At 57.4% G+C, this 24,269-nt stretch carries 29 protein-coding genes; 19 read left to right on the top strand and 10 right to left on the bottom strand.

Going from position 1 to position 24,269, the window contains the following annotated elements:
- Positions 1–248: 248 nt before the first annotated feature.
- Both OS242_RS07890 and OS242_RS07885 read right to left on the bottom strand, forming a co-directional pair.
- Positions 249–695, bottom strand: a complete 447-nt coding sequence (locus OS242_RS07890) for a MarR family winged helix-turn-helix transcriptional regulator (RefSeq protein WP_267151133.1) — start codon at positions 693–695, stop codon at positions 249–251.
- A gap of 3 nt (positions 696–698) precedes the next feature.
- Positions 699–1,184: a glutathione peroxidase gene (locus tag OS242_RS07885; protein ID WP_267151132.1), complete on the bottom strand. Its 486-nt coding sequence runs from the start codon at positions 1,182–1,184 to the stop codon at positions 699–701.
- A gap of 138 nt (positions 1,185–1,322) precedes the next feature.
- Between OS242_RS07885 and OS242_RS07880 the strand changes: the two genes are divergently transcribed.
- On the top strand, positions 1,323–1,883 hold the full coding sequence (locus OS242_RS07880; protein ID WP_267151131.1) for a GNAT family N-acetyltransferase: 561 nt from the start codon (positions 1,323–1,325) through the stop codon (positions 1,881–1,883).
- 42 nt (positions 1,884–1,925) lie between these two features.
- Here OS242_RS07880 and OS242_RS07875 read toward each other — a convergent pair whose 3' ends face one another.
- Positions 1,926–3,728 (bottom strand): SLC13 family permease, encoded by a 1,803-nt coding sequence (locus OS242_RS07875; RefSeq protein ID WP_267151130.1) that lies wholly within the window; start codon positions 3,726–3,728, stop codon positions 1,926–1,928.
- Between the two features lie 172 nt (positions 3,729–3,900).
- Here OS242_RS07875 and OS242_RS07870 point away from each other — a divergent pair, with 172 nt between their 5' ends.
- Positions 3,901–4,215, top strand: a complete 315-nt coding sequence (locus tag OS242_RS07870; protein ID WP_267151129.1) for a hypothetical protein — start codon at positions 3,901–3,903, stop codon at positions 4,213–4,215.
- A gap of 40 nt (positions 4,216–4,255) precedes the next feature.
- Here OS242_RS07870 and queC read toward each other — a convergent pair whose 3' ends face one another.
- Genes queC through queD form a run of 3 tightly spaced genes read right to left on the bottom strand, consistent with a single transcriptional unit; the run spans position 4,256 to position 6,033 of the window.
- Entirely contained in the window at positions 4,256–4,966 is a 711-nt protein-coding gene (queC, locus tag OS242_RS07865) for a 7-cyano-7-deazaguanine synthase QueC (RefSeq protein WP_267151128.1), read from the bottom strand.
- Positions 4,967–4,970: 4 nt separating this feature from the next.
- On the bottom strand, positions 4,971–5,627 hold the full coding sequence (locus tag OS242_RS07860) for a radical SAM protein (RefSeq protein ID WP_267151127.1): 657 nt from the start codon (positions 5,625–5,627) through the stop codon (positions 4,971–4,973).
- On the bottom strand, positions 5,617–6,033 hold the full coding sequence (queD, locus tag OS242_RS07855; RefSeq protein WP_267151126.1) for a 6-carboxytetrahydropterin synthase QueD: 417 nt from the start codon (positions 6,031–6,033) through the stop codon (positions 5,617–5,619). The genes OS242_RS07860 and queD overlap by 11 nt, the downstream gene beginning before the upstream one ends.
- Before the next feature lie 204 nt (positions 6,034–6,237).
- On the opposite strand from queD, the gene OS242_RS07850 reads away from it, so the two are divergent.
- From OS242_RS07850 to OS242_RS07835, 4 genes are all read left to right on the top strand, one after another.
- Positions 6,238–7,107 (top strand): tyrosine-type recombinase/integrase, encoded by an 870-nt coding sequence (locus OS242_RS07850; RefSeq protein ID WP_267151125.1) that lies wholly within the window; start codon positions 6,238–6,240, stop codon positions 7,105–7,107.
- A gap of 157 nt (positions 7,108–7,264) precedes the next feature.
- Positions 7,265–7,567, top strand: coding sequence for a hypothetical protein (locus OS242_RS07845; protein ID WP_267151124.1), 303 nt, complete (start codon positions 7,265–7,267; stop codon positions 7,565–7,567).
- 89 nt (positions 7,568–7,656) lie between these two features.
- A complete protein-coding gene (locus OS242_RS07840) occupies positions 7,657–8,391 on the top strand; it encodes an ABC transporter ATP-binding protein (protein ID WP_267151123.1) in 735 nt (244 codons plus the stop codon).
- Positions 8,388–9,569 (top strand): ABC transporter permease, encoded by a 1,182-nt coding sequence (locus tag OS242_RS07835; protein WP_267151122.1) that lies wholly within the window; start codon positions 8,388–8,390, stop codon positions 9,567–9,569. The genes OS242_RS07840 and OS242_RS07835 overlap by 4 nt, the downstream gene beginning before the upstream one ends.
- A gap of 304 nt (positions 9,570–9,873) precedes the next feature.
- Here the strand turns inward: OS242_RS07835 and OS242_RS07830 are convergent, their stop codons facing one another.
- Positions 9,874–10,623: a tRNA threonylcarbamoyladenosine dehydratase gene (locus OS242_RS07830; RefSeq protein ID WP_267151121.1), complete on the bottom strand. Its 750-nt coding sequence runs from the start codon at positions 10,621–10,623 to the stop codon at positions 9,874–9,876.
- A 137-nt stretch (positions 10,624–10,760) separates the two neighbouring features.
- On the opposite strand from OS242_RS07830, the gene OS242_RS07825 reads away from it, so the two are divergent.
- From OS242_RS07825 to thpR, 6 genes are all read left to right on the top strand, one after another.
- The gene (locus OS242_RS07825; RefSeq protein WP_267151120.1) at positions 10,761–10,919 is read left to right on the top strand and encodes a hypothetical protein; all 159 of its coding nucleotides are present in this window, start codon (positions 10,761–10,763) and stop codon (positions 10,917–10,919) included.
- 54 nt (positions 10,920–10,973) lie between these two features.
- Complete coding sequence (locus OS242_RS07820) at positions 10,974–11,474, top strand: GAF domain-containing protein (protein WP_267151119.1); 501 nt, start codon at positions 10,974–10,976, stop codon at positions 11,472–11,474.
- A gap of 143 nt (positions 11,475–11,617) precedes the next feature.
- Entirely contained in the window at positions 11,618–12,325 is a 708-nt protein-coding gene (locus OS242_RS07815; protein ID WP_267151118.1) for a CDP-alcohol phosphatidyltransferase family protein, read from the top strand.
- A gap of 15 nt (positions 12,326–12,340) precedes the next feature.
- Positions 12,341–14,173, top strand: coding sequence for an aminotransferase class V-fold PLP-dependent enzyme (locus OS242_RS07810; protein WP_267151117.1), 1,833 nt, complete (start codon positions 12,341–12,343; stop codon positions 14,171–14,173).
- Between the two features lie 20 nt (positions 14,174–14,193).
- Positions 14,194–14,916: a phosphocholine cytidylyltransferase family protein gene (locus tag OS242_RS07805; RefSeq protein WP_267151116.1), complete on the top strand. Its 723-nt coding sequence runs from the start codon at positions 14,194–14,196 to the stop codon at positions 14,914–14,916.
- Positions 14,917–14,959: 43 nt separating this feature from the next.
- A complete protein-coding gene (thpR, locus tag OS242_RS07800; RefSeq protein WP_267151115.1) occupies positions 14,960–15,523 on the top strand; it encodes an RNA 2',3'-cyclic phosphodiesterase in 564 nt (187 codons plus the stop codon).
- Between the two features lie 45 nt (positions 15,524–15,568).
- On the opposite strand, the gene OS242_RS07795 is transcribed toward thpR, so the two are convergent.
- Both OS242_RS07795 and ftsW read right to left on the bottom strand, forming a co-directional pair.
- A complete protein-coding gene (locus tag OS242_RS07795) occupies positions 15,569–16,528 on the bottom strand; it encodes an MBL fold metallo-hydrolase (protein ID WP_267151114.1) in 960 nt (319 codons plus the stop codon).
- The gene (ftsW, locus tag OS242_RS07790; RefSeq protein ID WP_267151113.1) at positions 16,525–17,679 is read right to left on the bottom strand and encodes a putative lipid II flippase FtsW; all 1,155 of its coding nucleotides are present in this window, start codon (positions 17,677–17,679) and stop codon (positions 16,525–16,527) included. The genes OS242_RS07795 and ftsW overlap by 4 nt, the downstream gene beginning before the upstream one ends.
- Positions 17,680–17,800: 121 nt before the next feature.
- Here ftsW and OS242_RS07785 point away from each other — a divergent pair, with 121 nt between their 5' ends.
- The 6 genes from OS242_RS07785 (at position 17,801) to OS242_RS07760 (ending at position 21,759) form a co-directional block, all read left to right on the top strand.
- Positions 17,801–18,205 carry a hypothetical protein gene (locus OS242_RS07785; RefSeq protein ID WP_267151112.1) on the top strand — a complete coding sequence of 135 codons (405 nt, stop codon included), beginning with the start codon at positions 17,801–17,803 and terminating at the stop codon, positions 18,203–18,205.
- A gap of 207 nt (positions 18,206–18,412) precedes the next feature.
- On the top strand, positions 18,413–19,039 hold the full coding sequence (locus tag OS242_RS07780; protein WP_267151111.1) for a DedA family protein: 627 nt from the start codon (positions 18,413–18,415) through the stop codon (positions 19,037–19,039).
- 9 nt (positions 19,040–19,048) lie between these two features.
- Positions 19,049–19,684: a DUF1802 family protein gene (locus OS242_RS07775; protein WP_267151110.1), complete on the top strand. Its 636-nt coding sequence runs from the start codon at positions 19,049–19,051 to the stop codon at positions 19,682–19,684.
- Positions 19,685–19,700: 16 nt separating this feature from the next.
- Entirely contained in the window at positions 19,701–20,141 is a 441-nt protein-coding gene (locus OS242_RS07770) for a hypothetical protein (protein ID WP_267151109.1), read from the top strand.
- Positions 20,116–20,928 carry a glycerophosphodiester phosphodiesterase gene (locus OS242_RS07765; protein WP_267151108.1) on the top strand — a complete coding sequence of 271 codons (813 nt, stop codon included), beginning with the start codon at positions 20,116–20,118 and terminating at the stop codon, positions 20,926–20,928. Before OS242_RS07770 ends, OS242_RS07765 begins: the two co-directional genes overlap by 26 nt.
- Positions 20,929–21,057: 129 nt before the next feature.
- The gene (locus tag OS242_RS07760) at positions 21,058–21,759 is read left to right on the top strand and encodes a glycerol-3-phosphate acyltransferase (RefSeq protein WP_267151107.1); all 702 of its coding nucleotides are present in this window, start codon (positions 21,058–21,060) and stop codon (positions 21,757–21,759) included.
- A 22-nt stretch (positions 21,760–21,781) separates the two neighbouring features.
- Here OS242_RS07760 and OS242_RS07755 read toward each other — a convergent pair whose 3' ends face one another.
- Positions 21,782–22,972: a spinster family MFS transporter gene (locus OS242_RS07755; RefSeq protein WP_267151106.1), complete on the bottom strand. Its 1,191-nt coding sequence runs from the start codon at positions 22,970–22,972 to the stop codon at positions 21,782–21,784.
- A gap of 588 nt (positions 22,973–23,560) precedes the next feature.
- On the opposite strand from OS242_RS07755, the gene OS242_RS07750 reads away from it, so the two are divergent.
- Positions 23,561–24,265 carry an iron-containing redox enzyme family protein gene (locus tag OS242_RS07750; RefSeq protein WP_267151105.1) on the top strand — a complete coding sequence of 235 codons (705 nt, stop codon included), beginning with the start codon at positions 23,561–23,563 and terminating at the stop codon, positions 24,263–24,265.
- Positions 24,266–24,269: the final 4 nt, after the last annotated feature.

Genomic DNA, 24,269 nt, shown 5'->3' with positions numbered 1-24,269 from the left:
GACTGATTGAATGAAGGAGGTGTCCGGAATGCGCGAGTGGATCGTCATCGTGGAAAACTAAGAAGCACGGACCAGGCATTGATTTGACTCCGCGAAAGGGGGTGAAATCATGCGTAAAGATTGGCTGGTAGTCGTGTAATGAGAGTGGCGGGTCGTCTGATCCAGATCCATAGAGCAACGCGAAAGGCTGACAGAGAGATCTGTCAGCCTTTCGTCTTTTTTATCGGGAGATCGCAGTCAGGATCTCGTCAGTCAGTTTGCCGCATGTGATGCATGCGGTGCAAGAGGGATTCAAACTCGCCTTTCAGGCGCAGGAACTCCTCCGGCTGGAGGTTGCTTTTGCAGAGCAGTTCGTGGGGGATTTTGTTGGCTCGCTGTTTGAGCGCTGCTCCTTGCTCGGTAAGGGAGATCACCACCACGCGCTCATCGTCCCGCGATCTCGCGCGGGAGACGAGCCCGGACTGCTCCAGTCGTTTGAGCAGAGGAGTCAGCGTCCCGGAGTCGAGATACAGCCGTTCACCGAGATGCTTCACCGTCGCCGACCGTTCCTCCCAGAGCACGAGCATGACCAGATACTGCGGATAGGTCAGCCCGACCTCGTCGAGCAGCGGCCGGTACAACTTGGTTATCTCCCGCGAACAGGCATAGATGGCAAAGCAGAGCATCTGATCGAGTCGCAGTTGATCGTCACTCATGACTCAGCGACCGGCTCCGAGCAGCTTTTCCACATCGGACGCAATCTTTTGCGGATCGGTCTGCGGTGCATAGCGCTCCACCACGTTGCCGTTTTGGTCGATGAGGAACTTGGTGAAGTTCCATTTGATCGTCTTGGTGAGAAAACCGCCGGCCTGCTCCGTCAGATGCTTGAACACCGGGTGGATGTTCGGCCCTTTGACATCGACCTTCTCAAACAGCGGGAAAGCCACGCCAAAATTGATCTCGCAGAACGAGTTGATGTCGTCGCTCCCGCCCGGCTCCTGATTTCCAAACTGGTTGCAGGGGAAGCCGAGGACTTCAAATCCTTGCTCCTGATACTGGTCATACAGCGCTTGCAGGCCTTTGTACTGCGGCGTAAACCCGCACTTGCTCGCCGTGTTGACGATCAGCAAGACCTTGCCTTTGTAGTCGGCGAGCGATTGCTCCTCCCCGTTGATGCGCGTTGCGGACAGATCATAAAGAGACATGTACCGAATACCCCTCTCGTAGTAGATTGCTCTAAATTCAATTGTGCACAATCTAATTGTTGTTACCAGCATATCACAGCCGGGAAGGAACAGCAAGCGGCCTTGGAGAACTTGAACAGGAACAGGGGGGATCTTTACATGAAATGGAGCGGGGAACAGATCTACATCCGACCGCTGGAAGCTGACGATGTCGAAGCGTTTTACGAGATGAACGCGCGCAACCGCGAATTTTGGGGCGAGTTCGAGCCGGATTTTGACCGGCCGGAACCGACGTTTGAACATACAGTGGGCCGTATCGGGCAACAAAAAGAGCGGGCAGCGAACGATCAAAGTTATTTTTTCGGCATCTTTCTGAAGGAGACGAATGAGCTGATCGGCGACGTGTCGCTCGCCGAGGTGTTCCGCGGGCCGTTGCAGTCTTGCATCGTCGGCTATTCGCTGGACCAGGCGCACAACGGCAAAGGCTATACGACCGAAGCGGTGCGCCTCGCCGTCCAGCATGCGTTTGAACGGCTGAACCTGCACCGCCTCGAGGCGGGCGTCATGCCGCACAATAGGGGGTCGCGCCGGGTGTTGGAAAAGGTCGGCTTTCACTACGAAGGCATCGCCCGCGAGAAGTTGAAGATCAAAGGCGTCTGGCAGGATCACTGCCAGTACTCGATGGTCAGAAGCGACTGGGACCGATTGAAATCGAAATAGAAAAGGAAGCCCGCGACAGCGGAGCTTCCTTTTCTTATCTCCTCACATCGGCCACAGCCACGGTACGACGAGCATCGTGAGGGCGAAAAAGAGCAGGGTCATCGGCAGGCCGATCTTTACATAGTCCATGTAGCAGTAGCCGCCCGGTGCCATGATCACGAGGAACACTTTGTGCGAGACGTAGGTGATCGGCGAAGCGGACACGGCAGCGATGACGGCGACGACAAACGGGGTCGGATCGACGCCGAGCTGCGTCGCCGCGCCGATCACGACGGGGGAGAGCAGGAGGGCGGTGGCCGTATTGCTCAGGATCTGGGTGGTCAGCGCGGCCAGCCAGAAGGAGGCGGCCAGCACGGCCAACGGTCCGTAGCTGCCGAACACGTCGACGATCTGCTGCGAAACCAGCGCGATCACGCCCGTCTCTCTCATCGCCGTGCCGAGCGGGATCATCGCCGCGACGAAGACGAGGATCTGCCAGTCGATGGCGCGGTACACCTGATTCATGCTCAGGATGCGCGTGACGACGAGCAGCCCGACGGCGATCATCCCGGCGACCGACATCGGCATCAGGCCGAGCCCCGCCGTCAGCAAGGCGAGGAGCAGGATGACGACCGCCACCCAGCCTTGCGAGCGCGTCTTGGGACGGTGCGGGGTCTCGGAGACCATCAGCAGACCTTCTTCTTCCTGCAGATCGCGCATGTTTTCCGGCGGGCCCTGCAGGAGCAGCATGTCGCCGGTGCGCAAGGGCAGGTCAGCGATGCGCTGCGTGATCGTCTTGCCGTCGCGCCAGAGGGCGAGCACCGTCACGTCATAGAGCTGGCGAAACACGAGCTCCCGCAGCGTGCGGCCGATGAACTGCGAGCCTTGGCGGACGATCGCTTCCCCGGCGAGGGCGAGGTCGGTCTCTTCGAGGCTTTTCTGCACCTGCGGGTGGACCGAGTAGTCGGAGGTGCTGCGCAGTTTGAGCAGCTCTTCTTGACCGGCTTGGACGAGCAGGACGTCGTCGGTGCGCAGTTTTGTGCTCGCTTTCGGATAGAGCACCGGCTCGCCGTCGCGCAGGACGCGGGCGACGTTCAGACCGTTGTCGCGAAAGAAAGACACGTCCCGAAGCGTTCGGCCCGCCCATGTCGAACCGGCGGGGATGTGCAGTTCGCTCAGATACTCGCGCACCCCGAGCGCCTTTGCTTTCACGCGGGACTCGCGTGCGCCGCTCGGCAGGAAAAAGCGCCCGAACAGCCAGACAAACAGCATCCCGGCTGCGAGCAAGGTCAGTCCGACCGGAGCGATGGCAAACAGGGACAAGCCTTCGTGCCCAAACTCCTTGAGGACTTGGTTCGCGACGATGTTCGAGGAACTGCCGACCATCGAGATCAGCCCGCCGAGCATCGAGGCCACGGCGACCGGAAGCAACAGCCGGGCGGGGCGGATGCCGAGCCGCTCTTCAAACCCGAGCATGACCGGCAGCAGGATCGAGACGACGGCGAGGTCGCTGATAAACGTCGAAGCGAGACCGGCGACCAGCATCATCAGCAGCACGAGCCGCATTTCCGATGTGCCGCTGTGTTTGGCGATGCGGCTGGACAGGCGATCTGTGACGCCGCTTTGCACGAGTGCCTCGCCGATGGCGAGCATCGCGGCGATCACGATCACCGCTTCACTGCCGAAGCCGGAAAACAGCTCTTTTTCTTCCACGATCCCGCTCAACCCGAGCGCGAGCAGGATAAATATCCCGATCAGATCGAGCCGAACGCGGTTGGTGACCAACAGGATCAGGACGAGGCCCAAGATGCCGATGGTCGACCAGCCTGCTCCATCCAGCGTGACAGTCTGTGCCGTGTCGTTCATGTGAACCCCTCCCTGTTCTTTTTGTACTGACAAGTCATAAATAGTACGAAAATTCCATCGGTTTATGGGGGGTTCTTTTTTATTGCTTTGTTTTTAATGTTGTTAATGTTCAATTGACCGTGATAGTCTGGAATCAACAGCGGAATTTCACGCGAAGGGGTGACCGAGCACGATGACCAACGAAGCATTGCTTGTTCAGGTGGGTCGCATTATCGGCGAAACCGTACAAGCCAGTGAAGCGAGAATCATGAAGAAAATCACAGATGAAGTCACAGGGCTTCGAACTGAAATGTATGACATGAACGGCCAACTCGCGATTCGACTAGACCGGGTGGAAGAGCAATTGGAACAAGTGCAAGTGGAACTCAAGGCTGTGAAAGTCTCGGTCGTTCAACTGACAGACCGGGTCGGTGGGTTGGAAAGAACGATGCGACGGGTGGAAAATGAGACGGAAAAGATGGCGTTGGAGATCGCGGCCACCATGTAAAAAGACCTTTGCCTATGCAGGCAAAGGTCTTTTTTTCATCTTATTTCTTGTCCCACTCAATCTCCACCGCATACCGGATCGGGTCGGGCACGCCCGCCTCTTGGAATCCTTTGATCCGCAGCAGGCACGAGTCGCACACGCCGCACGACGGGTCGGTGCCAAAGTAGCAGGAGTGGCTGAATTGTAACGGGGCTCCGAGTTCGCTCCCGAGCTTGACGATGTCCGCTTTGGAGAGGAACTGCAACGGAGTCTTGATCTGGATCCCGGCCCCGTGCGCACCGGCGGCGGTGCCTTTGTTGATCACGTCTTGGAACGCCGCGATAAACTCGGCCCGGCAGTCCGGATAGCCGGAGTAGTCCAGCGCGTTCACGCCGATATACATCGCGTCCGCCCCGATCGCCTCCGAGTAGGACAAGGCGATCGACAGGAAGATGATGTTCCGGGCCGGCACATACGTCACCGGCACCTCCGCCTGCATCTCCTCATCCCCCCGGTGGACCGGGATCTCTTTGTCCGCATCGGTCAACGCAGACCCTTTGATCACGCCGTTCAGATCGACGATGCGGTGACGGTCGGCCACCTTGTAGTAGGCTGCGACCCTTTTCGCCGCTTCCAGCTCGATGGCCTGCTTTTGCCCGTACCAGAACGTCAGCGGGTACAGTTCGTAGCCCTCCGCTTTGGCCGCCGCCATGCAGGTGGTCGAATCGAGGCCGCCGGAGAGGATGATCACAGCTTTTTTCGTCTCGCTCATCGGGTTACACTCCTCGCTTGTCCGGGTCCCAGACGATTTTGTGCAGCTGCACCTGGAAGCGCGCATCCAGTTCGTCAGCCAAGATCCAGCCCACCATCTCTTCCAGGTCGACCTGACGAAATACCGGCGAGAACACCAGCTGATACCCTTTCGCCGGGTCCACGTCATGTTCCCGAACCAGTTGAACGCACCACTCGTAATCCTCGCGGCTGCCGACGACAAACTTGATCTCGTCGCGGGTCGGCACGATGTGGCGCAGGTTTTCCCAGTGCATTTTTTCACTCATCCCGGAGGACGGCGGCTTCATGTCGACGATGAAGCGCTGTTTGTCATGCAACTGATATTTGGAAATGTCAATCGAGCCGTCCGTCTCAATCGAGACTTCATAGCCTTCCGCCGCCAGCATGTCGAGCAGTTGTTGCATCTCGGCGCGCGGCTGGATCAGCGGTTCGCCCCCGGTCAGGCAGACGCGCTTGCATTTCAAGTTACGGATCTTGTCCATCACTTCAAGGGGCGTGATCGGGTCGCCTTCAAAATACGAATATTTGGTGTCACACCACGTGCAACGCAGGTTGCACCCGGTAAAACGGACGAAGATCGTCGGCAGCCCGGCTGTCGACGTCTCGCCTTGAATGGATAAAAACATCTCGTTAAGACGCATCGAAATCCTCCCGCGTCAGCTCCGCATAAGCGGTCGGTGTCTCCCACAGACGCATCCGCATCAGGACTGCTTCGTTGCCGTCCTCGATCCCTTTCAGGTGGTTGTCCACCAGCTCAAAGAAATGAACGACCATGTTTTCCGCCGTCGTGTTGAACGGCATCAGGTCGTTGAGGAAACGGTGGTCATACGGGCCGATGATCCTCTCGTTCACAATCGACTTGATATCGCCAAAGTCGACGACGATGCCGCGATGATCGGTGCGGCCTTTGATCGTGACTTCCAATTTGTACGTGTGGCCGTGCAGGTTGGCGCACTTGCCGATATAGTCATCGAGGCGATGAGCCGAGTCGAACGTGAAGATCTTGGTGACCGACACTTTCTTGTTATGGTAAGCGGATTGAGTCATGGCAATCCCCTCTTTTCTGTAAGCATTAGATACAACATCCTATCATACCAATGTTGCCTCGTTTCGTCACTGGAATTCAGTAGGAGGTATAAAATTTGGTTCTGAGGCTCCTCGCCGATCACTATACTAAAGAGTGCGGGTGTTGCATTTCCCGGCCGTTTTGGTTCAAAATAACACGGTAGATTGTAAAGTGGAGGGGAACTCATGGCAGGGTATACTGAACACGAAGCTCAGATCAAGGCGTTCGGAGAGTACCTGGAGGAGAAGAAGAAGTCGCCGGGTACGGTGCAGGGGATGTTGCTCGACATCCGGCAGTTTGCCGAGTTTCTTGCCAAACGGGAAAAGCCGTTTGCCGCTCTGACAGAAGAGGACGTTAACGATTTTGGCACAGAGATGCGCGAGGGGGGGAAATCGGAGAAGTTGATCTACCGCAAACTCCGCGCCGTCAAAAACTTTTACAAGTTTCTCGAAGACCGGGGCGAGTCGGCCGCGATGGATGAAACGATCTCCGAGAGCCTCGCGTATGTGCTCTCGATGCCGCGTCCGCTGACCATCGACGAGATGAAGCGGTTTATCATCGCCTGCAACGACGTGAAACGCCGTGCGATCTTTACGTCCTTGTACGAACTGGGACTGCGTCCCGACGAATTGTGCCGCATGCAACAGGATGACATCAATTGGGACGACCTGTTCTTGATGGTGCGCAACAAACAGGGGGAGCGCGACCGCTTGGTGTTTTTCTCCCGCAAGCTGAAAGATTTGCTGAAAAAATACATCCGTTCCCGCAAAGACAAATTGAACTACGTGTTTGTCGATGAAAAAGGCCCGATGAAAGTGTCGCGCCTGCAACTGCTGTTCATCGAGACGGCCAAAGATGCCAAGATCGAAGGGCATATCGCTCTCCCGTCGATCCGTCGCTCCTTGGCCGCGCACATGATCGAACAGGGTATCGACATCGGCCACGTGGCGCAGCAGCTCGGTCTGAAAAACCTCAACTCGCTGGAAGTGTTGGTGCCGGCGGGTGGCGTGCGGTCGAACGAATATCAAAAATTTATCTCGGCACTCGATCTGTAGGAACGTTTACAAGGAAGCAAGTCCGTCTTCATGGCGGACTTTTTTTCATTTTTGGATAAAATTTTCTGAAACCAATCGTCGTTTCATGCGTCTATATAGGTAGATTCGTAAAGAAATACGTAAAGAAATAAAACAGAGAAAGGTGTGTGAATCGGACATGTCCTATCAGGTCTTTCATTATTTGATGACGGCTCTTTATACATTCTGTGCCTTGATGGTTGTGGCGCGGTTCGTGATGTACAGAGATACGGAGCGGAGCATGAGCCCGGTGTATTTCTGGGGAGGAGCGCTGTTTTTGTCGCTGGCTTTGACCGATCTGACCAGCGCCTTGTTCTTCGGTACGGGGATTCATGTGTGGCAGACGCTGCTCTTCCTCGGCTTGACGGTGGTCTTGGCGATCTTGTCTGTGCGGAAACGGATGCGCGCGGTCGTGGCTGTGGAAGCGTTGGAAGTTTCATAGACATTTGCCAAATAGTCCCGTTCCATGCGAAACTTGGAGCGGGACTTTTCGTATGAATGGTTGATTGGTTGAAGGGGGAGGGTGTTACGATGTTGCAAGTGCAAGAGGTACGCAAAGAGTTCAAGACCAAAACGGGTCCTGTCGTCGGCGTGGAGCGTCTGACGTTTGACGTGCGTCCGGGCGAGGTGTTCGGTCTGCTCGGTCCAAACGGAGCGGGCAAGACGACGACGCTGAGAATGATCGCGACGTTGATGAAACCGACGTCCGGACGGGTGTCGGTCGGGGGATACGACACGGTCAGCCAGAGCCACGAGGTCAGACAATTGATCGGCTATCTGTCCAACGAGACGGGGATCTATGAGCGGTTTACGCCCCGCGAGCAGTTGCAGTTTTTCGCCGATGTGCACGGGGTGCCCAAAGCGACGGCGAAGCGGCGGATCGACGAGCTGATCGAGCGGTTCGAGATGGGCGATTTCCAAAATCGGCAGGCCAACGGGTTTTCCACCGGGATGAAGCAGAAGGTGTCGATCGCCAGAGCGTTGGTGCACGACCCGTCCTTGGTGATCTTTGACGAGCCGACGGCGGGGCTGGATGTGTTTGCCGCCCGTGCGGTGCATCGCTCCATCGAGTCGCTGCGGGAAGAGGGCAAGAGCGTGATTCTCTCCACGCACATCATGCACGAGGTGGAAAAGCTGTGCGACCGGATCGGCGTGATCTATAAAGGCAGACTGTACGCGCTGGGAACGCTGGAGGAACTGCGGGAACAGACCGGACTGGTACATATGGACGATATTTTCTTCAAGATCGTGGGGGAGGAGTCATGAGGGGCGCGCAGGTATGGACGTTGCTGAAAAAAGAGCTGTCGGGCGTGATCCGCGACCGCAAGACGATGGTGACGATGCTGATGATGTCATTGCTTTTGTATCCGATCTTGTTTGGCGTGATCGGGATGGTGATGAAGTCGCAGGAGGACAAATTTGCCGAGAAAGACTCGCGGATCATCGTGGTCCAGCAGTCGGCCGAAGCGATTCCGTTGATCGACGGCATTCGGGCGAGCGGCGAGTTTGAGGTCGTCGACGCGCATCCGGACGATGCCAGAGGGATGCTGATGGAGCAAGAGATCGATGCGGTCGTGGTGGTCGCAGCAGACGGCAAGGGGCTCCAGATGAAAGTCGACTACGACGACCGATACGGCGCGTCCAACAAGGCGGTCGAGCGTCTGCAAGCGGTCAGCGAAGGCTACAAACAAGGCATGATCGCCCAGTCGCTGCAGGAGAAGGGGCTGTCGCTGGACATTCTCAACCCGGTGTCGGTCGAGTCGCGCAACATCTCGGAGGACACGGGCGGTCTGGGTCCGTTCGGCACGTTCTTGCCGTACATCCTCGCCATCGGTCTGGTCGCAGGTTCGATGCAGATCGGCGTCGAGATCACAGCCGGGGAGAAGGAGCGGGGCACGATCACCACGCTGCTCGTCTCACAGCTCTCGCGGGCGGAGATCGCGCTGGCGAAACTGCTGACGGTGCTTTGGATGTCGATCTTCTCGGTGGTGCTGAACTTGATCTCGCTGGTGCTCGGACTGCTGGTGCTGATCCAAACGGTCGGGGAGGAGTTCCCGGCGGACGCGCTGAAGGGGATCGGTGTGATGACGCTCGTCGAGCTGTTTGCGGTGATGATCCCGCTCGGCTGCATGACGGCGGCGGGGATCGTGTTCCTCGGCACGTTTGCCCGCAACAGCAAAGAGGGCAACGCCTACATCATGCCGCTGATGTTCCTGATGATGGGCCTTGGCATCGCCTCGTCCGGCATGGATGCCAACGTGTCGCTCGCCTACTACGCGATCCCGTTCTTCGGCCCGATCCTCGCGATCAAGCAAGTGCTGCTCAACACAGGGAATACGCTGGGGCTGTTGCTCACGGTGCTGACGTCGCTCGTGTACACGGCGATTTTGATCATCCCGGCAGTGAAGTTGTATGACCGGGAAGAAGTGCTGTTCAGAACGTAAAAAAGAAGCCGCCGTATCTGGAAGCAGATCGGCGGCTTCTTTTTTACGTCCGTATCTGGAAGAGAACGGCTGCTCTCTTTGATTCGTTCGTATCTGGAAGAGAACGGCTGCTTTCTTTGATTCGTCCGCATCTGGAAGCCGAACGGCGGCTTCTTATTTACGTCCGTATTCTGGAAGAGAACGGCGGCTTTCTTTGCGCTGTTTTCTGAGTGTGGAGCGGCTTTTTTGATCCGGTCGCTTGTTTCAGACAGACGAAAAACAGCCGCTGTCCCTGTGGGGGACGGCGGCTGTTTGGGGTGTTGGTTTAGATCCCGACGATGTCGCGGACGCACACGCTCGCCAGGGTCATGCCGGCGACCGGCGGCACGAAGGCGATGGAGGCCGGCGGGTTTTTGGCTTTGCGCGGGGCATCGCCTTCTTTGACGTGTTCCGGGACGATCTTTTCGGTGACGTCGACCAGCGGTTTGCGCGGGTTTTCCAGCGAGCAGACGACTTTGACACCTTTGTAGATACCATAGTCTTTCAGCTTGCGGCGGATGATCTTCGCAATCGGGTCGATCTTGGTCTTGGAGATGTCCATGACGCGGAACGCCGTCGGGTCGATCTTGTTGGCAGCGCCCATCGAGGAGATGATCGGAATGCCGCGCTTGTGGCACTCGACGATGGCGAGGATCTTCGCCGAGATCGTGTCGATCGCGTCAACCACATAGTCCGGGTTGTATTCGAAAATGATGTCTTTGTTGTCTTCCAGGTAGAACGTGCGCAGCGCCACGACGTCGATGTCCGGGTTGATCTGCTTGACGCGCTCCGCCATCAATGTGGTCTTGTCCTGCCCGACCGTTTGGGTCAGAGCCGGGATCTGCCGGTTGATGTTGGTGATGTCGACGTCATCTTTGTCCACGAGGACGAGGCGACCGACGCCGGAGCGCGCCAGGGCTTCGACCGCATACGAGCCGACGCCGCCCATGCCGAGCACGACGACGGTGCTGTTCCACAATTTCTCCAGACCCTCCGGTCCGACCACGAGTTCCGTGCGAGAATAACGATGCAACATAGCGTATGTACTCCTTCTTCACTCATCTGAATGTCTTCTCTAGATTTACCAAGAATCATAACATAAATTCCGACCGTCAGAAAGGAATCGGTGAGTTCGAAATTGTCTACCACTTCGTTGTCGTGGAGGTGAGGAGCATGGATGACTTCAACATTCACTCGAATCGAAACGATGAGATCCAACACGCCGTTCACGGCCAAGACACCGCTGCCAAAAAGGGCGGGGCCAAGAGCTGGCTGACGATCCTCGGCGTGTTGGCGGCGGTGGCTGTGATCGCGATCTGGGTGCTCGGCTAGGCGACTCTATGGTAAACTTGTATAGAGTTGAGAAGAGAGGAGCCGATCACCGACATGTCATTCGTCGCAATGAAAATCGAAGGGGACAAATCCACCTTTTATAAGGAATTGAACACGCAACTCGATCACCTGCTCGCCGGGGAGAGCGACTACATCGCCAATCTGGCGAACGCGGCTTCGTTGCTCGACGTCCATCTGGACACGATCAACTGGGCCGGGTTCTATCTCTGGCGGGAGGAGCAGCTCATCCTCGGACCGTTTATGGGCAAACCTGCCTGCGTGCGCATTCCGCTCGGCCGTGGCGTGTGCGGCACGGCGGCCGAAACGCGCGTGACGCAAGTGGTGCCGGACGTGCATGCGTTTCCGGGTCATATCGCCTGCGATGCGGCGTCCCGCTCGGAGATCGTCGTGCCGATCCTCGTCGGCGACCGCCTGATCGGGGTGCTCGACATCGACAGCCCGGTACCGGAGCGATTTGACGACGCGGATCGCGAGGGTCTGGAGGCGTTCGTTGAAGTGCTGAACAAGCACATCGACTGGAGCCGCATGGCCTAGTAAGGACACAGGAAAACAGGGTGTTTCCGTTTGCGGAGACGCCCTGTTTTTTCATCGGTCGCGATGGCTGTTTTGCAAGTCTATTTATGATAAGATTATAGTGTTTTTTTGTGAGAATCGGAAGGTACGGGGGGAAATAGGGAATGGCTCTGATGGAGCGTTACCGCCAAATCGAAGCGGTGACAAAATACAGCAATTATTATCTCGGCAAATGCTACACGTGGCTGTCGATCCCGATCACGGATCTGGCGGCGCGCATGGGGATGAGCCCGAATGCGATGACGCTGATCTCGCTTTTGTTCGGGCTTTTGTCCTGCTGGTTCTTCTGGCAGGGGACGACGTCCGCTCTGATCGTCGGCGCGGTGATCTTGTACTTCTCGTACGTGCTGGACTGGTGCGACGGACAGCTCGCCCGCTTCACCGGCAAGATGAGCCCGTTCGGCGGCTGGCTGGATCAGATGTGCGACCGGATCAAAGAGTTTGCCTTTGTGTCGACGCTGGCAGCCGGTTTTTATCGTCAGACAGGAGACGCGACCGTGTTTGGCTGGGCGATGGGCTCGCTGTTCATGCTGTTCCTGCTGGAATACTACGCGCACATGAACCGGGCGATCCCGACCGGGGCTGCTGCGGAGACGGCTTCTGCATCGACGGGCGTCAACTACGGCAAACCGACCGGCGGCCGCCGCAAGATCGTCATCGACTTTTCCATCGACGAGCAGTATGCGGTCGTCTGCCTGCTGATCGTGATCGCGGGCGCGAAAGGGACGCTGATCGGCGTCACCTTGATCGGCGTGCTCTTTGCTGTCTATAAGCCTGTGAAAGCATGGGCTGGATATTTTCGTTCGAGATAAGAGAGGGGTACGGAGATGAAAGCGGTTTTACTGACTGCCGGCGACGGAGGCCGTCTGGCCCCGATCACGCAGACTTTGCCAAAAGCGTTGTTGCCCATTGGCCCGGAGACGATCCTCGCCCGTCAAATTCGCCAGCTCGTCACAGCTGGCGTGACGGAGATCGTCGTCGTGATCGGCTATGAAGGGGAAGCGATCCGCGAACATGTCGCGGCATCGAACTGGCCGATCAAGATACATTTCGTTGAGAACCGACAATTTATGACCACCTCGACCGCATTTTCTGCTGCGTTGGCAGAAAAATTTGTGGCGGGCGATGATTTTTATTTGCTCGACGGCGATGTGATCGCTGAAGATGCACTGATGCACCGGATCGGTCAGAGCCAAGGCAATGTGCTGTTCTACGAGGCGAAGTCGATCATGTCGCCGGAGGAGATGAAAGTTGCAGAGGCGGCGGACGGGAAGGTCTTTTTGAACAAAAAGATCGAGTCGGGTCGTGCGCTCGGGGAGTTCATCGGCGTGGCGCGCATCTCGGCGGAGGCGAGCCGTGCGTTTTTTGCCGCTTTGAAGGAGCAGGAAGACGGCTACTACGAGGTCGCGATCAACGCGATGGCCGGGGAGCACCCGTTTGTCCTGGAAGCGGTCGCGGAAAATTCGTGGATCGAGGTCGACTTTGTCACCGACTATCTGCAGGCGATCCGCCTGTTTACCGAAAAGCGCGAGCCGGTGTCGCCGATCATCTCCGAGCAGGTGCTGCTCTGCCCGGGACCGGTTATGGTGTCGCACAAAGTCAAATCGGCGTTGCTCCATGCGGACATCGGGCATCGTGAGACGGAGTTTATCGAGATCCTGACCCGCTGCCGGGCAAAATTGAACAAGGCGTTTGGCGTCAAGGGCGGCGATTACACGAACGTGATCATCACCGGATCCGGCACGTCGGCGAACGAAGCGCTGCTGTCGTCGTACGGTCCGGGTCGCAAACTGCTGGTGCTGTCGAACGGCGAGTTTGGCAACCGGTTGAGCGATCTGGCGCGCTGCCACGGGCTTGATTTCACCGTGTTGGAGTTTGGCTGGGGCCATGCAATCGATCTGGCACGTGTCGAGCAGGAAATAGCGACGGGTGGATTTGATGCGCTGATGATGGTGCATCATGAGACGTCGACCGGGATGTTGAACCCGATTGAGGAGATTGGTGCGTTGTTGGCGCGGTACGAGGTGGACTTCCTCGTCGACGCGGTGTCGTCGCTCGGTGCGGAGGCATTGTCGGTGGAAGAGGCGCAGATCACGTTCTGCACGTCGTCTGCCAACAAGGCGTTGGCGTCGCTGCCGGGTCTGTCGTTCGTCTGCGGCAAACGGGAGGCGTTCCAAGCGCTGAAAGGCCGTCCGGCTCGCACGCGCTATCTGGATCTGTATCGCCATTACGATTTTGAAGAGCTGTACTACCAAACGCCGAACACGCCGGCTGTGTCGCTGTTCTACGCGCTCGAGACGGCGTTGGATGAACTGCTGGCAGACACGCTGGAGATGCGGATGGCGCGGTACGGCTATCTGGCGAGCCTCGTTCGCAACCGTTTGAAAAAGCTCGGCATGAGCACGGTGATCGAGGAAGAGCAGATGTCGCGGGTGCTGACGACGGCGTATTATCCGGAAGGCATCGACATCGAGGCGTTCCACGACTTTGTGAAAGAACACAATTTCGTAATCTATCGCGGCAAAGGGCCGTTCCTCGGCAAGGCGTTCCAGATCGCCAACATCGGCCATGTGCGGGAAGAGCACGTGCTGGCGTTCCTCGATCTGATGGAGCGCGGCTTTGAACGGAAAGCGGAGCAACAGGCAACAGCGACGGTTTAAATCGGAGGGGGCATTCGAGTATGAAATTGGTGATTTTGCTGGCAGGTGTCGGGTCGCGTCTGCGCCCGTTGACAGATGTGCGTCCGAAGTGTCTGGTCGAGGTCGGCGGCCGCACGATCTTGGAGCGGTTTTTGACGCAGGCGAAGGCGACGGAGGCGTTTGAGGAAGTGGTGTTGGTGACCGGCTACCGTCAGGAGCAGATCGCGGAGTTTGCGACCGCGTGGTCGCAAGAGCACGGGCTGAAGGTGTCGTTTGTGCACAACGCGCGCTATGACGAGACGAACAACGGCTACACGCTGCTGTGCGCCCATGAGGAGCTGGCGAACGGCTTTGTGCTGACCGACGGCGACCTGATCTTGGAAGAAGGCATTTTGAGTCGCGTGGCCGGGCTTTCGCACAGCGGGCTGGCGGTCGACATGCAGATGAAACTCGATGAGGAAGCGATGAAATTTGTCCTCGACGAGCAAGGTCATGTGACGGAACTGAGCAAGGAGATCACCGTGGAGCGCGGTCTTGGCGAGTCGATCGGCCTGTGCAAGATCGTGGCGGAGGATGTGCCGGCGATCGTCGCGCATCTGGCGCAGTTGGTTGAAGCGGGCGAGGAAAACGAATACTACGAGCGTGCGTTCCAAGAGCGTATCCGCGAAGGTTGGCAACTCGGCGTCGTCGACGTTGGCGATCTGCGTTGGGTGGAAGTGGACGATCACGCGGACCTGGCGCGTGCGGAGCGCATCTTCGGCTAAATCGGGCTGACAGATCAATCGTTGCGTGAGGAGGATCGGCGAGATGGGACGGTATTTTCTCGGCGTGGAGGTGCCGGCCGAGCGGTGCGGGGCGGAATTGACCGCCTTGCAGGAGCGGCTGGCACCGCTGGTGGACGGCAAGCGGTGGTATCGGCCGGAGCAGTTGCATTTGACGACGCACTTTTTTGGGGAGTTGAATGCAGACGCGGTGGAGGAGATGACGGGGCTGGTGGCAGCGGCGTTGCGGGAGCAGGCGCCGTTTGAGTTGCGGCTGGGCAAACCGGGTTGGTTCCCCCAGGCGAAGGTGGTCTGGTGCGGCGTGGCAGGCGAGACGGAGGCATTTCAAAGTCTGTACCGCACGCTGACCGCAGGCATGGCCGGAGCGGAGCGTTTGGACGCGACCCGCTATGCGCACAACTCCTTCAAGCCGCACATCACCCTCGGTCGCCTCAAATCGGCCGACGGCACATTCCGCCCCGAGTCGGCAGCCGCACCGGAGCCGATCTCGTGGACGGTGGAGGCGGTGCACTTGTTTGAGTCTGTGTCGGCAGGGGCTGCCGGACCGTCGTATCCGATCCGACATACGTTCGCGTTTGGGAAAAAGTAAAGAAACAAGGCTGACGCTTTTTACGGCGTCAGCCTTGTTTCGTTTTTATGCGTTTTTGCTTGCGTGTTCTTTTTCCAAGACGAACAGCAGGCCTTTTGCGTTCAGCTCGATGTCGAGTTCCAGTCCGGACAGATCGGTCACGGTATGACCTTGTGCGGCACAGTCGGTACGGATGTACTCGCGAAGCTTTTCGGCGATCTCTTGCCACGGCTGGCCGGGGCGGAAGGAGTCGCGGGCGAGACGGTCGAAGTCGGCCGCCGTTTGGCGCGTGCGCTCGAACGCATGCGTGGCCGGTTCGGTCGCACCGAAGTGGGTGTGGTAGATGCGGTCCGGACGTAACGCTTGCAGGCGTTCGATGGTGCGGAACACCGCCTGCAGGTCAAACTCGGACGGCGACGACGACGGGTAGATGACGTCGAAGTCCCAGCCGGTCAACTCCGGCACATACTTGATCCCGACGGTGTCGCCGGTGAAGATGCCGTTCGAGCCGTGATCGTGGATCGAGAAATGATGGCGGGCATGCCCCGGCGTATCGTAGAACGTCAGCAGATGCCCGTTGCCAAGGTCGATCTCCTCGCCGTCCTCTCGCACGAGCACGCGCTCCTCCGGCACCGGCAAGATCTTGCCGAAGATGCGCTCCAACTCGTCGCCGTAGACGGCGCTCGCCCCGGCGATCAGGCGGGACGGGTCGATCAGATGGCGAGCGGCCCGCGGATGGCAGACGACCGTCGCATTCGGCAACAGCGGCAGGATGTACCCGACGCCGCCGGAGTGGTCGAGGTGGATGTGCGTGACGATCACATAGTCGATCTGCTCCGGTGTCAGTCCGATCTTTTCCAGCGAGTTCAAGATGTTTTCCCGCGAGTGCGACGAGCCGACCTCGACGAGCGCGTTTTTTTCACCGCGCACGACGTACGCCGACGTGCGGCCGGGCGAATTGGTTTCCAGCAGGTCGATCAGATAGACGTTACGACCGAGATCTTGCACCAGCGTGTTTTCTGTCACAACGAAGTTCCCCCTTTTCCGTCAAAAGCGCGTGCGGGCTGTTCCGGACGCTCCTGTACCGTATAGCGTGATATATTGAGCAGGATGCCCATCGCAAACATTTTAAACAAAAGCGAGGTGCCGCCGTACGAGATGAACGGCAGCGGCACGCCAATGGTCGGCAACAGTTTGGTTACCGAGCCGATGTTGAGAAACACGGCAACGCCGATCATCGTCGTCAAACCGACGGCGACCAGACCGGCAAATCGATCCTGCACGTGCGTGGCGATATGAATCCCCCGCCAGATCAGGATGCCGTACAGCACGATCAGCACCATCCCGCCGATATACCCCCACTCCTCGGAGAACACGGCGAAAATAAAGTCGGTGTGCGGCTCCGGCAGATAGGAAAACTTCTCGATGGAGTGGCCGAGACCGCGCCCGGTCAGGCCGCCGGTGCCAATCGCGTAGAGCGACTGAATCACCTGATAGCCTTTTTCATTGATGTTGTTCCAAGGGTCGAGATAGGCATCCAGACGTTCACCGCGATATCCGTACAAGGCCAGCGGGATCATCGCCGCGATGGCTAATAATGCCGTATTTCGCAAATACTTTCCGGGAACGCCCGCGACGAACATGATGATAAACGCGCAGAGTCCGTAGGTGGCGGCCGTGTCCATGTCCGGCTCCAGCATGATCAGGCCAAAGCCGAGCATCGTCAACACCATCGTCGGCCAGAAGGAAGCTTTCGGATCCTGCACCCGGTCGCCTTTTTTGGAAAGCAGATAGGCGAGGTACAAGATGATCCCGACGATCGCCAACTCCGAGGGCTGGAAGGAAAGCGGGCCCAACTTCAACCAGCGATAAGCGCCGTTGACCTCCTTGCCAAATGGCGGGATGAGGACCAGAATCAAGGCGAGATAAGAGCCGAGCAAAAACAGCTTGGACAATTTTTGCCAGCGGGTAAACGGGATGTTCATCGTAAAGAGCATCACAAACAGGCCGAGGATCACCCAGACCGACTGGCGAATGAAAAAGTAGGCGGTTGACTGCTCGTACTTGACCAGTGCGACGATCGAACTCGCGCTGTAAATGCTCACCAAACCGATCAACGTCAATAGGACTACGACGACAAACAATACAAAGTCAGGGCGGTGTCTCGTTACTTTCATCCTTCGTCCTCCAAATCTTGCATGTCGTTGACTACTTCGACATAAAGGAGCACAACCCTTTCAAAGAAAATGGTATAATACGAACGAAAGACGAGTGGAAAGCAAGGGAGGATTCGACCAAATGAGCCAAACTTTTGATTTTAAATCCGCATTGAAGCGCACCAAACTGAATCCGGTGCAAAAGATGAGCCTGTCCAACCGCTTCAAAGACCGCCAGTTCCCGGTCGAGTCTGACACGGATCAAGTATATGAAGTCACCTTTGGCGAGAATAAGATTCAGATCCGCGCCGCAGAGGGCGGTCTGTCGCAAGAAGAGATGGATCTGATCGCAGACATCCTCACGCGCATTCGCAAAAACGAGCAAAAAGCGATGATCGACATGCTGACGATGATTCAGATCTACCCGCTCGCTCCCGACACCGTCGCGGTGTTGATCGAAGAGTGGAAAGAGACCGGTGCCACCACCGAGCAGATCAGCGGTCCGGCACCGCAAGCGGCCGACGCGGCTGAATCGGTCACGCCGTAACAGAGAGAAGAAAGGGAGAGCATGCAGTCACTGCATGCTTTCTTTGTCTGACCGGAGAGGAGTCAGAAAAGGAGTGAGAGGATGCGCATCTTTGCTTGGACGGTGTTGCTGTCTGTGGTCTCGGTGCTGCTCATCTACTTGGCAGGAGTCTGGTTTGACTCGCTGATTCCCCAATAAAGGGTGAGGTGATGAAGTATCGAGCAGGGGATGCTTCTCCACATATTGGAACAGTACGGCTATTTCGGGCTGTTCGGGCTGCTGTTTTTGGGCATCGTCGGCCTGCCGTTGCCCGATGAGACGTTGCTGACGTTTGTCGGCGTGTTGATCCAAAAAGGACACATGGCGTATGTGCCCGCCTTTCTCGCCGCATTTCTCGGCAGTTCGGTCGGGATCACGCTCAGCTACCTGATCGGGCGGCTGCTCGGACGCAGTGCGGTGGAACGGCTGGGACGATTTTTGCATTTGACGGAAGAACGGCTGGAAAAAGTGGAACGCTATATGGAACGATACGGACGCTTTGCCTTGTTCTTTGGCTACTTTGTGCCGGGGCTCCGGCATGTGACGGCGTTGACAGCAGGCTTTGGGCAGATGAACTACCGGATCTTTGCGCCGTTTGCATACGGCGGCGCGCTGGTCTGGGTGCTGACGTTCCTTTTGCTCGGGCAGGCGGTCGGTCACCAATGGCGGCATATCGAGGAGATGCTCTATCCGTTCCGCTATTGGATCGGCACACTCGTCGTGCTCTCGCTTGGCACGCCGTTTCTCTGGCGCTTTTTCTCCCATCGGCGCAAAGCAGCTCAGGAATCAGGTGAAGACTCTCAGGAACAGGAGTGAGTTTCCTTCATGACAGTCAGTTTTCGCTCGTTTTCCGAACACTTGCATTCCCCGCATCTTCCGGTCAAAGAGATCGCCTGCAAAGAGTGGGCGGTCTGCATCGACGCGCTGGCTTCCGGCGAGCAACTGATCCTCGTGCGCAAAGGCGGGCTGCTGGAAGAGACGCGGGAGTTCCGCTTGGAAGAGCAGTCGTTCTACCTCTATCCGACGTACGAGCATCAGCGCGCCGATCTGGTCAAGCCGGCCTGGCGTGACAAGGTCGTCGCCGAGACCGCCGAGGGGATGGAGATGCCGCCGCGCGAAGTGACGATCACGCATCTCGCGCATGTGGTGGACGATCTCACCGTCAAGGATGACGGCGAGATCTTGTCCCGTCTGGATGAGTTTCACATCCTCACGCCCGACTATGCGGAAAAGCGTCTGCAATGGCAGCCGAACAAACCGCTGCATATCCTGATCGTGCGCGCCTACAAACTGTCGGAGCCGTGCACGGTGCGCGTCGAGGACGAGTATCTCGGCTGCAAGTCCTGGCTGTTTTTGCAAGAGCCGATCGAAAACATCGACCTGACACCGGTCGTGCCGGATGTGGTGTTCCAGGCCGAACGGGAGCGAATCCTCCTGGCTGCCGGCGTCAACCGGCACTGAGAGGGGGCGAGCACAGATGGTGATCGGATTGTTCGGGGCGCTGGTCGGGATCGGATTGCTCGTGTGGCAGGTGTTCGAGACGCGCAAAGCCCGCGTCCTGGCGGTGGCCCGCGAGTTGTATGAAGACCGCACGATACGCTATGAAGGAAAAGTGACGCTGCAAAACAGCCCGTTTCCAACGTTGCTTCCCGGTGAGGAGGTATACCTGTCGATCTTGGACGGAGCGCTCTGCCTGACCTCGCGAGCACGCGAATGTTGTGCGGTGGACGCATCGCGGATCACGTCGGTTGCGTCTCATCTGGAAGAAGAGCGGGCGGTGATGCAGATCCGCTATTTGGATGAAACGGGTCCGCAACGCATCATTGCGCTCCAGACCACACCGGCACGGGCGCGGATGATCGAGCGGTATTGCATGATGGGAGAGGGAGCGGGTGCGCAAAACAAAGCCATACCTTGATCTGCCAAGGCCGATGATCTTGGCTCATCAAGGGGCGTCGGCCTATGCCCCGTCCAATACGATGGCAGCGTTTCAGCTCGCCAGTGAGATGGGGGCAGACGCCTTTGAAACGGACGTGCACATGACCCGCGACGGGCATGTGGTGGTCAGCCACGACGATACGGTCGACCGGCTGACAGACGGCAGTGGATTGATCAAGAACAAAACGCTGGCCGAACTGCGCGAGATCGATGCCGGGTATCGATTTACGCTCGACGGAGGCCGGACCTACCCGTATCGGGGCAAGGGACTGACGATCCCGACGCTGCAGGACGTGCTGACCGCGTTTCCGACGATGCGGATCAACATGGACATCAAACAGGCCTCACCGCCGATGGAGATGGCGTTGGTCGAGACGATCCGCCGGTGTCAGGCGGAAGACCGGGTGCTGATCGCCTCGTTTCACGCGGTGACGATGGAGCGGTTTCGCAAATTGGCGTCGTCGCGCATCGCCACCGGGGCGAACACGCGGGATATGGTGGAGTTCGTCTTTTATTGGAAGACCGGTCTGCACCGTTTCTACAAGCCGCCGGTCGACGCGTTCCAAGTCCCGGAGGCGGGCTACGGCCTGCGCGTCGTCACGCCCAAAATGGTCGAGATCGCCCACCGGCACGGCGTCAAGGTGCACGTCTGGACGATCAACGAAGAGCCGGACATCCGCCGCCTGCTGGAGTGGGGCGTCGACGGCATCTGCTCCGACTATCCGGACCGCGTGGTCAAGGTGATGAAGGAGATGGGCCTGCTGTGAGTCAAACGGGCAGGTATTCGTGAAAAAAGCTCTCTGCAATGGATCGGGCGGAGAGCTTTTTTCATGTTCTTCGTTTCGTGTTACAATATGGTGGATTCTCGTGCATAGATATGAAGTTGAGGTGATCTCGTGAACTTTTCCATTCTTCTGTTTTTGCTGATCGGTTATCTCGTGGGGTCGACGCCGTTCGCTTTCTTGCAAGCCAAGCGACGGGGCGGCAATATTTTTCAACAAGGAAGCGGCAACCCGGGCGCGACCAACACGCTCGTCGTCTACGGGAAACAGGCGGCCGCGACCGTTCTGGCGTTGGACGTGCTCAAAGGATTTGTCCCGACGCTGCTCGTGTTGCTGATCACAGGTGATCACACGCTCGCATTCTGGACAGGGACAGGGAGCGTGCTCGGACACGTCGCGTCGCTGTTCACCCGCTTCCAAGGCGGCAAAGCGCTGGCGACCGCAGCCGGTGTGCTGCTCTGCCTGTACCCGCTGCCGCTGGCTGTGGTCGTCGTCGCGTACGTGCTGCTCGTGCTCCTGATCCGCTACATCGTGATCGCGACCACGCTGGTCATCTTGGGCGCGGTGGTCTTTTTCCTCTTCTTTGCCGGGCAGCCGGTCGGCGACAAACTCGCCCTGCTGACGATGGTCGCCGGCATCCTCTACCGCCACCTTGGCAATTGGGAGCGCGTCTACCTGCGCACCGAGCCGAAGATCGGCGACACCGTCTCTGAACTGACGCTCAAGCGTCTTGTACCGGAGCAGCAACGCCGTGTGAAAGCGTGGTATTGGATCGGCGTCGCCGTCGTGTTCGCACTTGTGAGCTTATTTGGATAAAAACGAAAAAGAGAGGCCCTTTTTACAGGGCCTCTCTTTTTTGAATTCCGAGGGTCCGGCTCGCCATGTAGAAAAACAAGGAGGCCAGCAGCATCGAGATCGGCAGCAGCGAGAACGCGGTGAACAGCGACGTGCGGTCGGAGATCCAGCCGACGATCACCGGGCTTGGGATGTCGCCGAGGGCGTGCATCAGGAACATCGCCACAGCGGATGCCGTGTTCCAGACCGAGCGGTCGGTGACGTCAAAGATGACGGCCGACGCGACGCCGACATGCCAGAGCATGAAGAACGCCGAGAAGAAGAAGCAGACCAGACTGCCGAGCAAAAGGCCCGCCCAGAGGAAGGCGGCGGAGAGCAACATCGACAGCACCAGCGTGTACAGGCGGCCGCGCGGGTTGCGCTTTTGCCAGAAGTCGCCGACCCAGCCGCCGATGGGAGCGCCGAGCAGACCGGCCCCGACCTGCAGCGCGCCGGAGAGCATCGTGGCGTCGGCCAGCGAGTAGCCCATCGAGCGTTCAAAGAACGTCGGCACCCACAGCACGATGGCACCAAACGCAAACGAGATGCCCGCATAGCCGAGAGCGGTATAAAAATAAGGACGGTTTCTCAGCAACTGACCGATCTCGCGCAGGTGAAAGCGCGGGCGTTTTTCGGCCGGTTCCACTCTTGGCAACGGCAGGCGGAACGCAAAGTGACCGAGGATCAGGCCTGGCAGACCGACGAGGACAAACGCCCATTGCCAGCCGTACGTCACGCCGATCCAGCCCCCGAGCACCACGCCCAGCGCACCGCCGATCGGCATCCCGAGGTTGAACAGCCCGAGGACCGCCGAGCGTTTGTGCTCCGGATAGGCGTTGGAGAGGATCGTGCCCGCCGTGGAGACGTAGGCCGCCTCGCCGACGCCGACCAGCGCCCGGAAGAAGAACAGGGAGCCAAACGACCACGCCAGCGCCGACGACACCGTCGCCAAGCTCCAGATCCCGACGCCGATCGCAGCCACTTTGTGCGGCAACCAGCGGTCCGACCAAGCGCCAAACGGGATGGCCGTCAGCGAGTACGTGATCATAAACGCTGTGCCGAGCAACCCGAGCTGCGCATCGGAGAGGGTGAAATGGTCTTTCAACAGGGGAAAGACGCCGGAGATGACTTGGCGGTCGACATAGTTGATGATGTTGATCGCCAGAAACAAGAGCAAGATTCGAGTCGCGCTCATTCGCAAAGGCTCCTTTGTCAGACAATTGTTTCCTCTATTCTATCACAGATGGCAAGGGTACCGATGCGGCCGGCGGGATCGGGCTGGGCCAATAAAAAAATATAGATGGCTCGAAAACGACGTTTACTCGGTGATTTTACGTTTTCGACAAGAAAAACGGCCAATTTATGAGCTTTTTCTTTATTTTTAATTCAAAAATAAAATATACGGAACTGTTTAAACAAACAAATTAGATCTACAAAACCCACATGACGCCTTAGAAAATACGCTTTCGTGTTGTTTTGTTAGGTTCTCAGTCACGAACAATTCAAATCAAAAATCACCGCATAAGTATAAATGTTTGTCAATTCACTCTTCCGCTAGAAGCGTGAAAGATGTCGAGAATTGTCAAGAGACCCCATGTTTTAACGGTTTTATGCAAAATATCAAAGATCTTTAGTCAACAAACATCCTTACTTTTTTATTCGGTGAATGAATAATGACACTTACTTATAAACTTTCACGTTGACTAATATTTTAATTCAATATATTGTTTGGGGTGTAGTGGTACCGAGAATCAAATCCTAAACCAAAGAGGTGTTCCAACAAATGTCGACGACTGCTGTAGAACTCAAGTTCCCGACCCGTGAAGAATTCGAAGCACTCGCTAAACAAGAAATGGAAAAAATGTTCGATAAAGTTCCGTACGCTCGTGAGTTCAACATGGGCCAAGCAATCGACCAAGAATACTACAAGCGCCACCTGATGGAAACCATCATCCGCATCGGCCTGAACAACGAAGTAGACTCCTACTCGCTGTACAAAATCGGCTACAAAGACAACCTGCTGGCTCAAAAGCTGGCTCAATACCTGGCAGAAGAGTTCGGCCATGACTCCCTCTTCCTGCATGACCTGAAAAAGTTCGGCGTCTCCGAAGCAGAACTGCGCGCAACCAAGCCGTTCTTCACCACCGAGATGCTGATCGGCTACATCTACTACTCCATCAACCAAGACGGCCCGATCCCGACGATGGTCTGGAACTGGTTCGTTGAGTGGTACTCCGACAACTACAACAAAAACATCACCCAAAAAGCCGGCGAAGTCTACGGCAAAGAGAAGACCAAAGGCATGCAAGGTCACCTCGACGTGGATGATGATGAAGACCATGTCGGCCTGATGTTCGGCACCATCGTTGCTGCGATGAAAGTCGAAGGCGACGGCGAAAAAGCTCAACAGTACCTGAAGAACTTCATCAACCTGATCGGCATGTACTTCCAAGAGCTGTACGACAACACCATCGGCGCTCGCGCTTAATAAT

Origin of the sequence: Tumebacillus lacus, from assembly GCF_026410385.1 — a bacterium.
Classification (GTDB): domain Bacteria; phylum Bacillota; class Bacilli; order Tumebacillales; family Tumebacillaceae; genus Tumebacillus; species Tumebacillus lacus.
Note: the sequence above shows the minus strand (reverse complement) of the source record. Positions and strands in the feature narration are given on the sequence as shown.

What these genes read in the sequence shown, in the direction of transcription:
- OS242_RS07890 (WP_267151133.1), bottom strand. Translation starts at nt 695, where the DNA reads ATGAGTGACGATCAACTGCGACTCGATCAGATGCTCTGCTTTGCCATC.
- OS242_RS07885 (WP_267151132.1), bottom strand. Translation starts at nt 1,184, where the DNA reads ATGTCTCTTTATGATCTGTCCGCAACGCGCATCAACGGGGAGGAGCAA.
- OS242_RS07880 (WP_267151131.1), top strand. Translation starts at nt 1,323, where the DNA reads ATGAAATGGAGCGGGGAACAGATCTACATCCGACCGCTGGAAGCTGAC.
- OS242_RS07875 (WP_267151130.1), bottom strand. Translation starts at nt 3,728, where the DNA reads ATGAACGACACGGCACAGACTGTCACGCTGGATGGAGCAGGCTGGTCG.
- OS242_RS07870 (WP_267151129.1), top strand. Translation starts at nt 3,901, where the DNA reads ATGACCAACGAAGCATTGCTTGTTCAGGTGGGTCGCATTATCGGCGAA.
- queC (WP_267151128.1), bottom strand. Translation starts at nt 4,966, where the DNA reads ATGAGCGAGACGAAAAAAGCTGTGATCATCCTCTCCGGCGGCCTCGAT.
- OS242_RS07860 (WP_267151127.1), bottom strand. Translation starts at nt 5,627, where the DNA reads ATGCGTCTTAACGAGATGTTTTTATCCATTCAAGGCGAGACGTCGACA.
- queD (WP_267151126.1), bottom strand. Translation starts at nt 6,033, where the DNA reads ATGACTCAATCCGCTTACCATAACAAGAAAGTGTCGGTCACCAAGATC.
- OS242_RS07850 (WP_267151125.1), top strand. Translation starts at nt 6,238, where the DNA reads ATGGCAGGGTATACTGAACACGAAGCTCAGATCAAGGCGTTCGGAGAG.
- OS242_RS07845 (WP_267151124.1), top strand. Translation starts at nt 7,265, where the DNA reads ATGTCCTATCAGGTCTTTCATTATTTGATGACGGCTCTTTATACATTC.
- OS242_RS07840 (WP_267151123.1), top strand. Translation starts at nt 7,657, where the DNA reads ATGTTGCAAGTGCAAGAGGTACGCAAAGAGTTCAAGACCAAAACGGGT.
- OS242_RS07835 (WP_267151122.1), top strand. Translation starts at nt 8,388, where the DNA reads ATGAGGGGCGCGCAGGTATGGACGTTGCTGAAAAAAGAGCTGTCGGGC.
- OS242_RS07830 (WP_267151121.1), bottom strand. Translation starts at nt 10,623, where the DNA reads ATGTTGCATCGTTATTCTCGCACGGAACTCGTGGTCGGACCGGAGGGT.
- OS242_RS07825 (WP_267151120.1), top strand. Translation starts at nt 10,761, where the DNA reads ATGGATGACTTCAACATTCACTCGAATCGAAACGATGAGATCCAACAC.
- OS242_RS07820 (WP_267151119.1), top strand. Translation starts at nt 10,974, where the DNA reads ATGTCATTCGTCGCAATGAAAATCGAAGGGGACAAATCCACCTTTTAT.
- OS242_RS07815 (WP_267151118.1), top strand. Translation starts at nt 11,618, where the DNA reads ATGGCTCTGATGGAGCGTTACCGCCAAATCGAAGCGGTGACAAAATAC.
- OS242_RS07810 (WP_267151117.1), top strand. Translation starts at nt 12,341, where the DNA reads ATGAAAGCGGTTTTACTGACTGCCGGCGACGGAGGCCGTCTGGCCCCG.
- OS242_RS07805 (WP_267151116.1), top strand. Translation starts at nt 14,194, where the DNA reads ATGAAATTGGTGATTTTGCTGGCAGGTGTCGGGTCGCGTCTGCGCCCG.
- thpR (WP_267151115.1), top strand. Translation starts at nt 14,960, where the DNA reads ATGGGACGGTATTTTCTCGGCGTGGAGGTGCCGGCCGAGCGGTGCGGG.
- ftsW (WP_267151113.1), bottom strand. Translation starts at nt 17,679, where the DNA reads ATGAAAGTAACGAGACACCGCCCTGACTTTGTATTGTTTGTCGTCGTA.
- OS242_RS07785 (WP_267151112.1), top strand. Translation starts at nt 17,801, where the DNA reads ATGAGCCAAACTTTTGATTTTAAATCCGCATTGAAGCGCACCAAACTG.
- OS242_RS07780 (WP_267151111.1), top strand. Translation starts at nt 18,413, where the DNA reads ATGCTTCTCCACATATTGGAACAGTACGGCTATTTCGGGCTGTTCGGG.
- OS242_RS07775 (WP_267151110.1), top strand. Translation starts at nt 19,049, where the DNA reads ATGACAGTCAGTTTTCGCTCGTTTTCCGAACACTTGCATTCCCCGCAT.
- OS242_RS07770 (WP_267151109.1), top strand. Translation starts at nt 19,701, where the DNA reads ATGGTGATCGGATTGTTCGGGGCGCTGGTCGGGATCGGATTGCTCGTG.
- OS242_RS07755 (WP_267151106.1), bottom strand. Translation starts at nt 22,972, where the DNA reads ATGAGCGCGACTCGAATCTTGCTCTTGTTTCTGGCGATCAACATCATC.
- OS242_RS07750 (WP_267151105.1), top strand. Translation starts at nt 23,561, where the DNA reads ATGTCGACGACTGCTGTAGAACTCAAGTTCCCGACCCGTGAAGAATTC.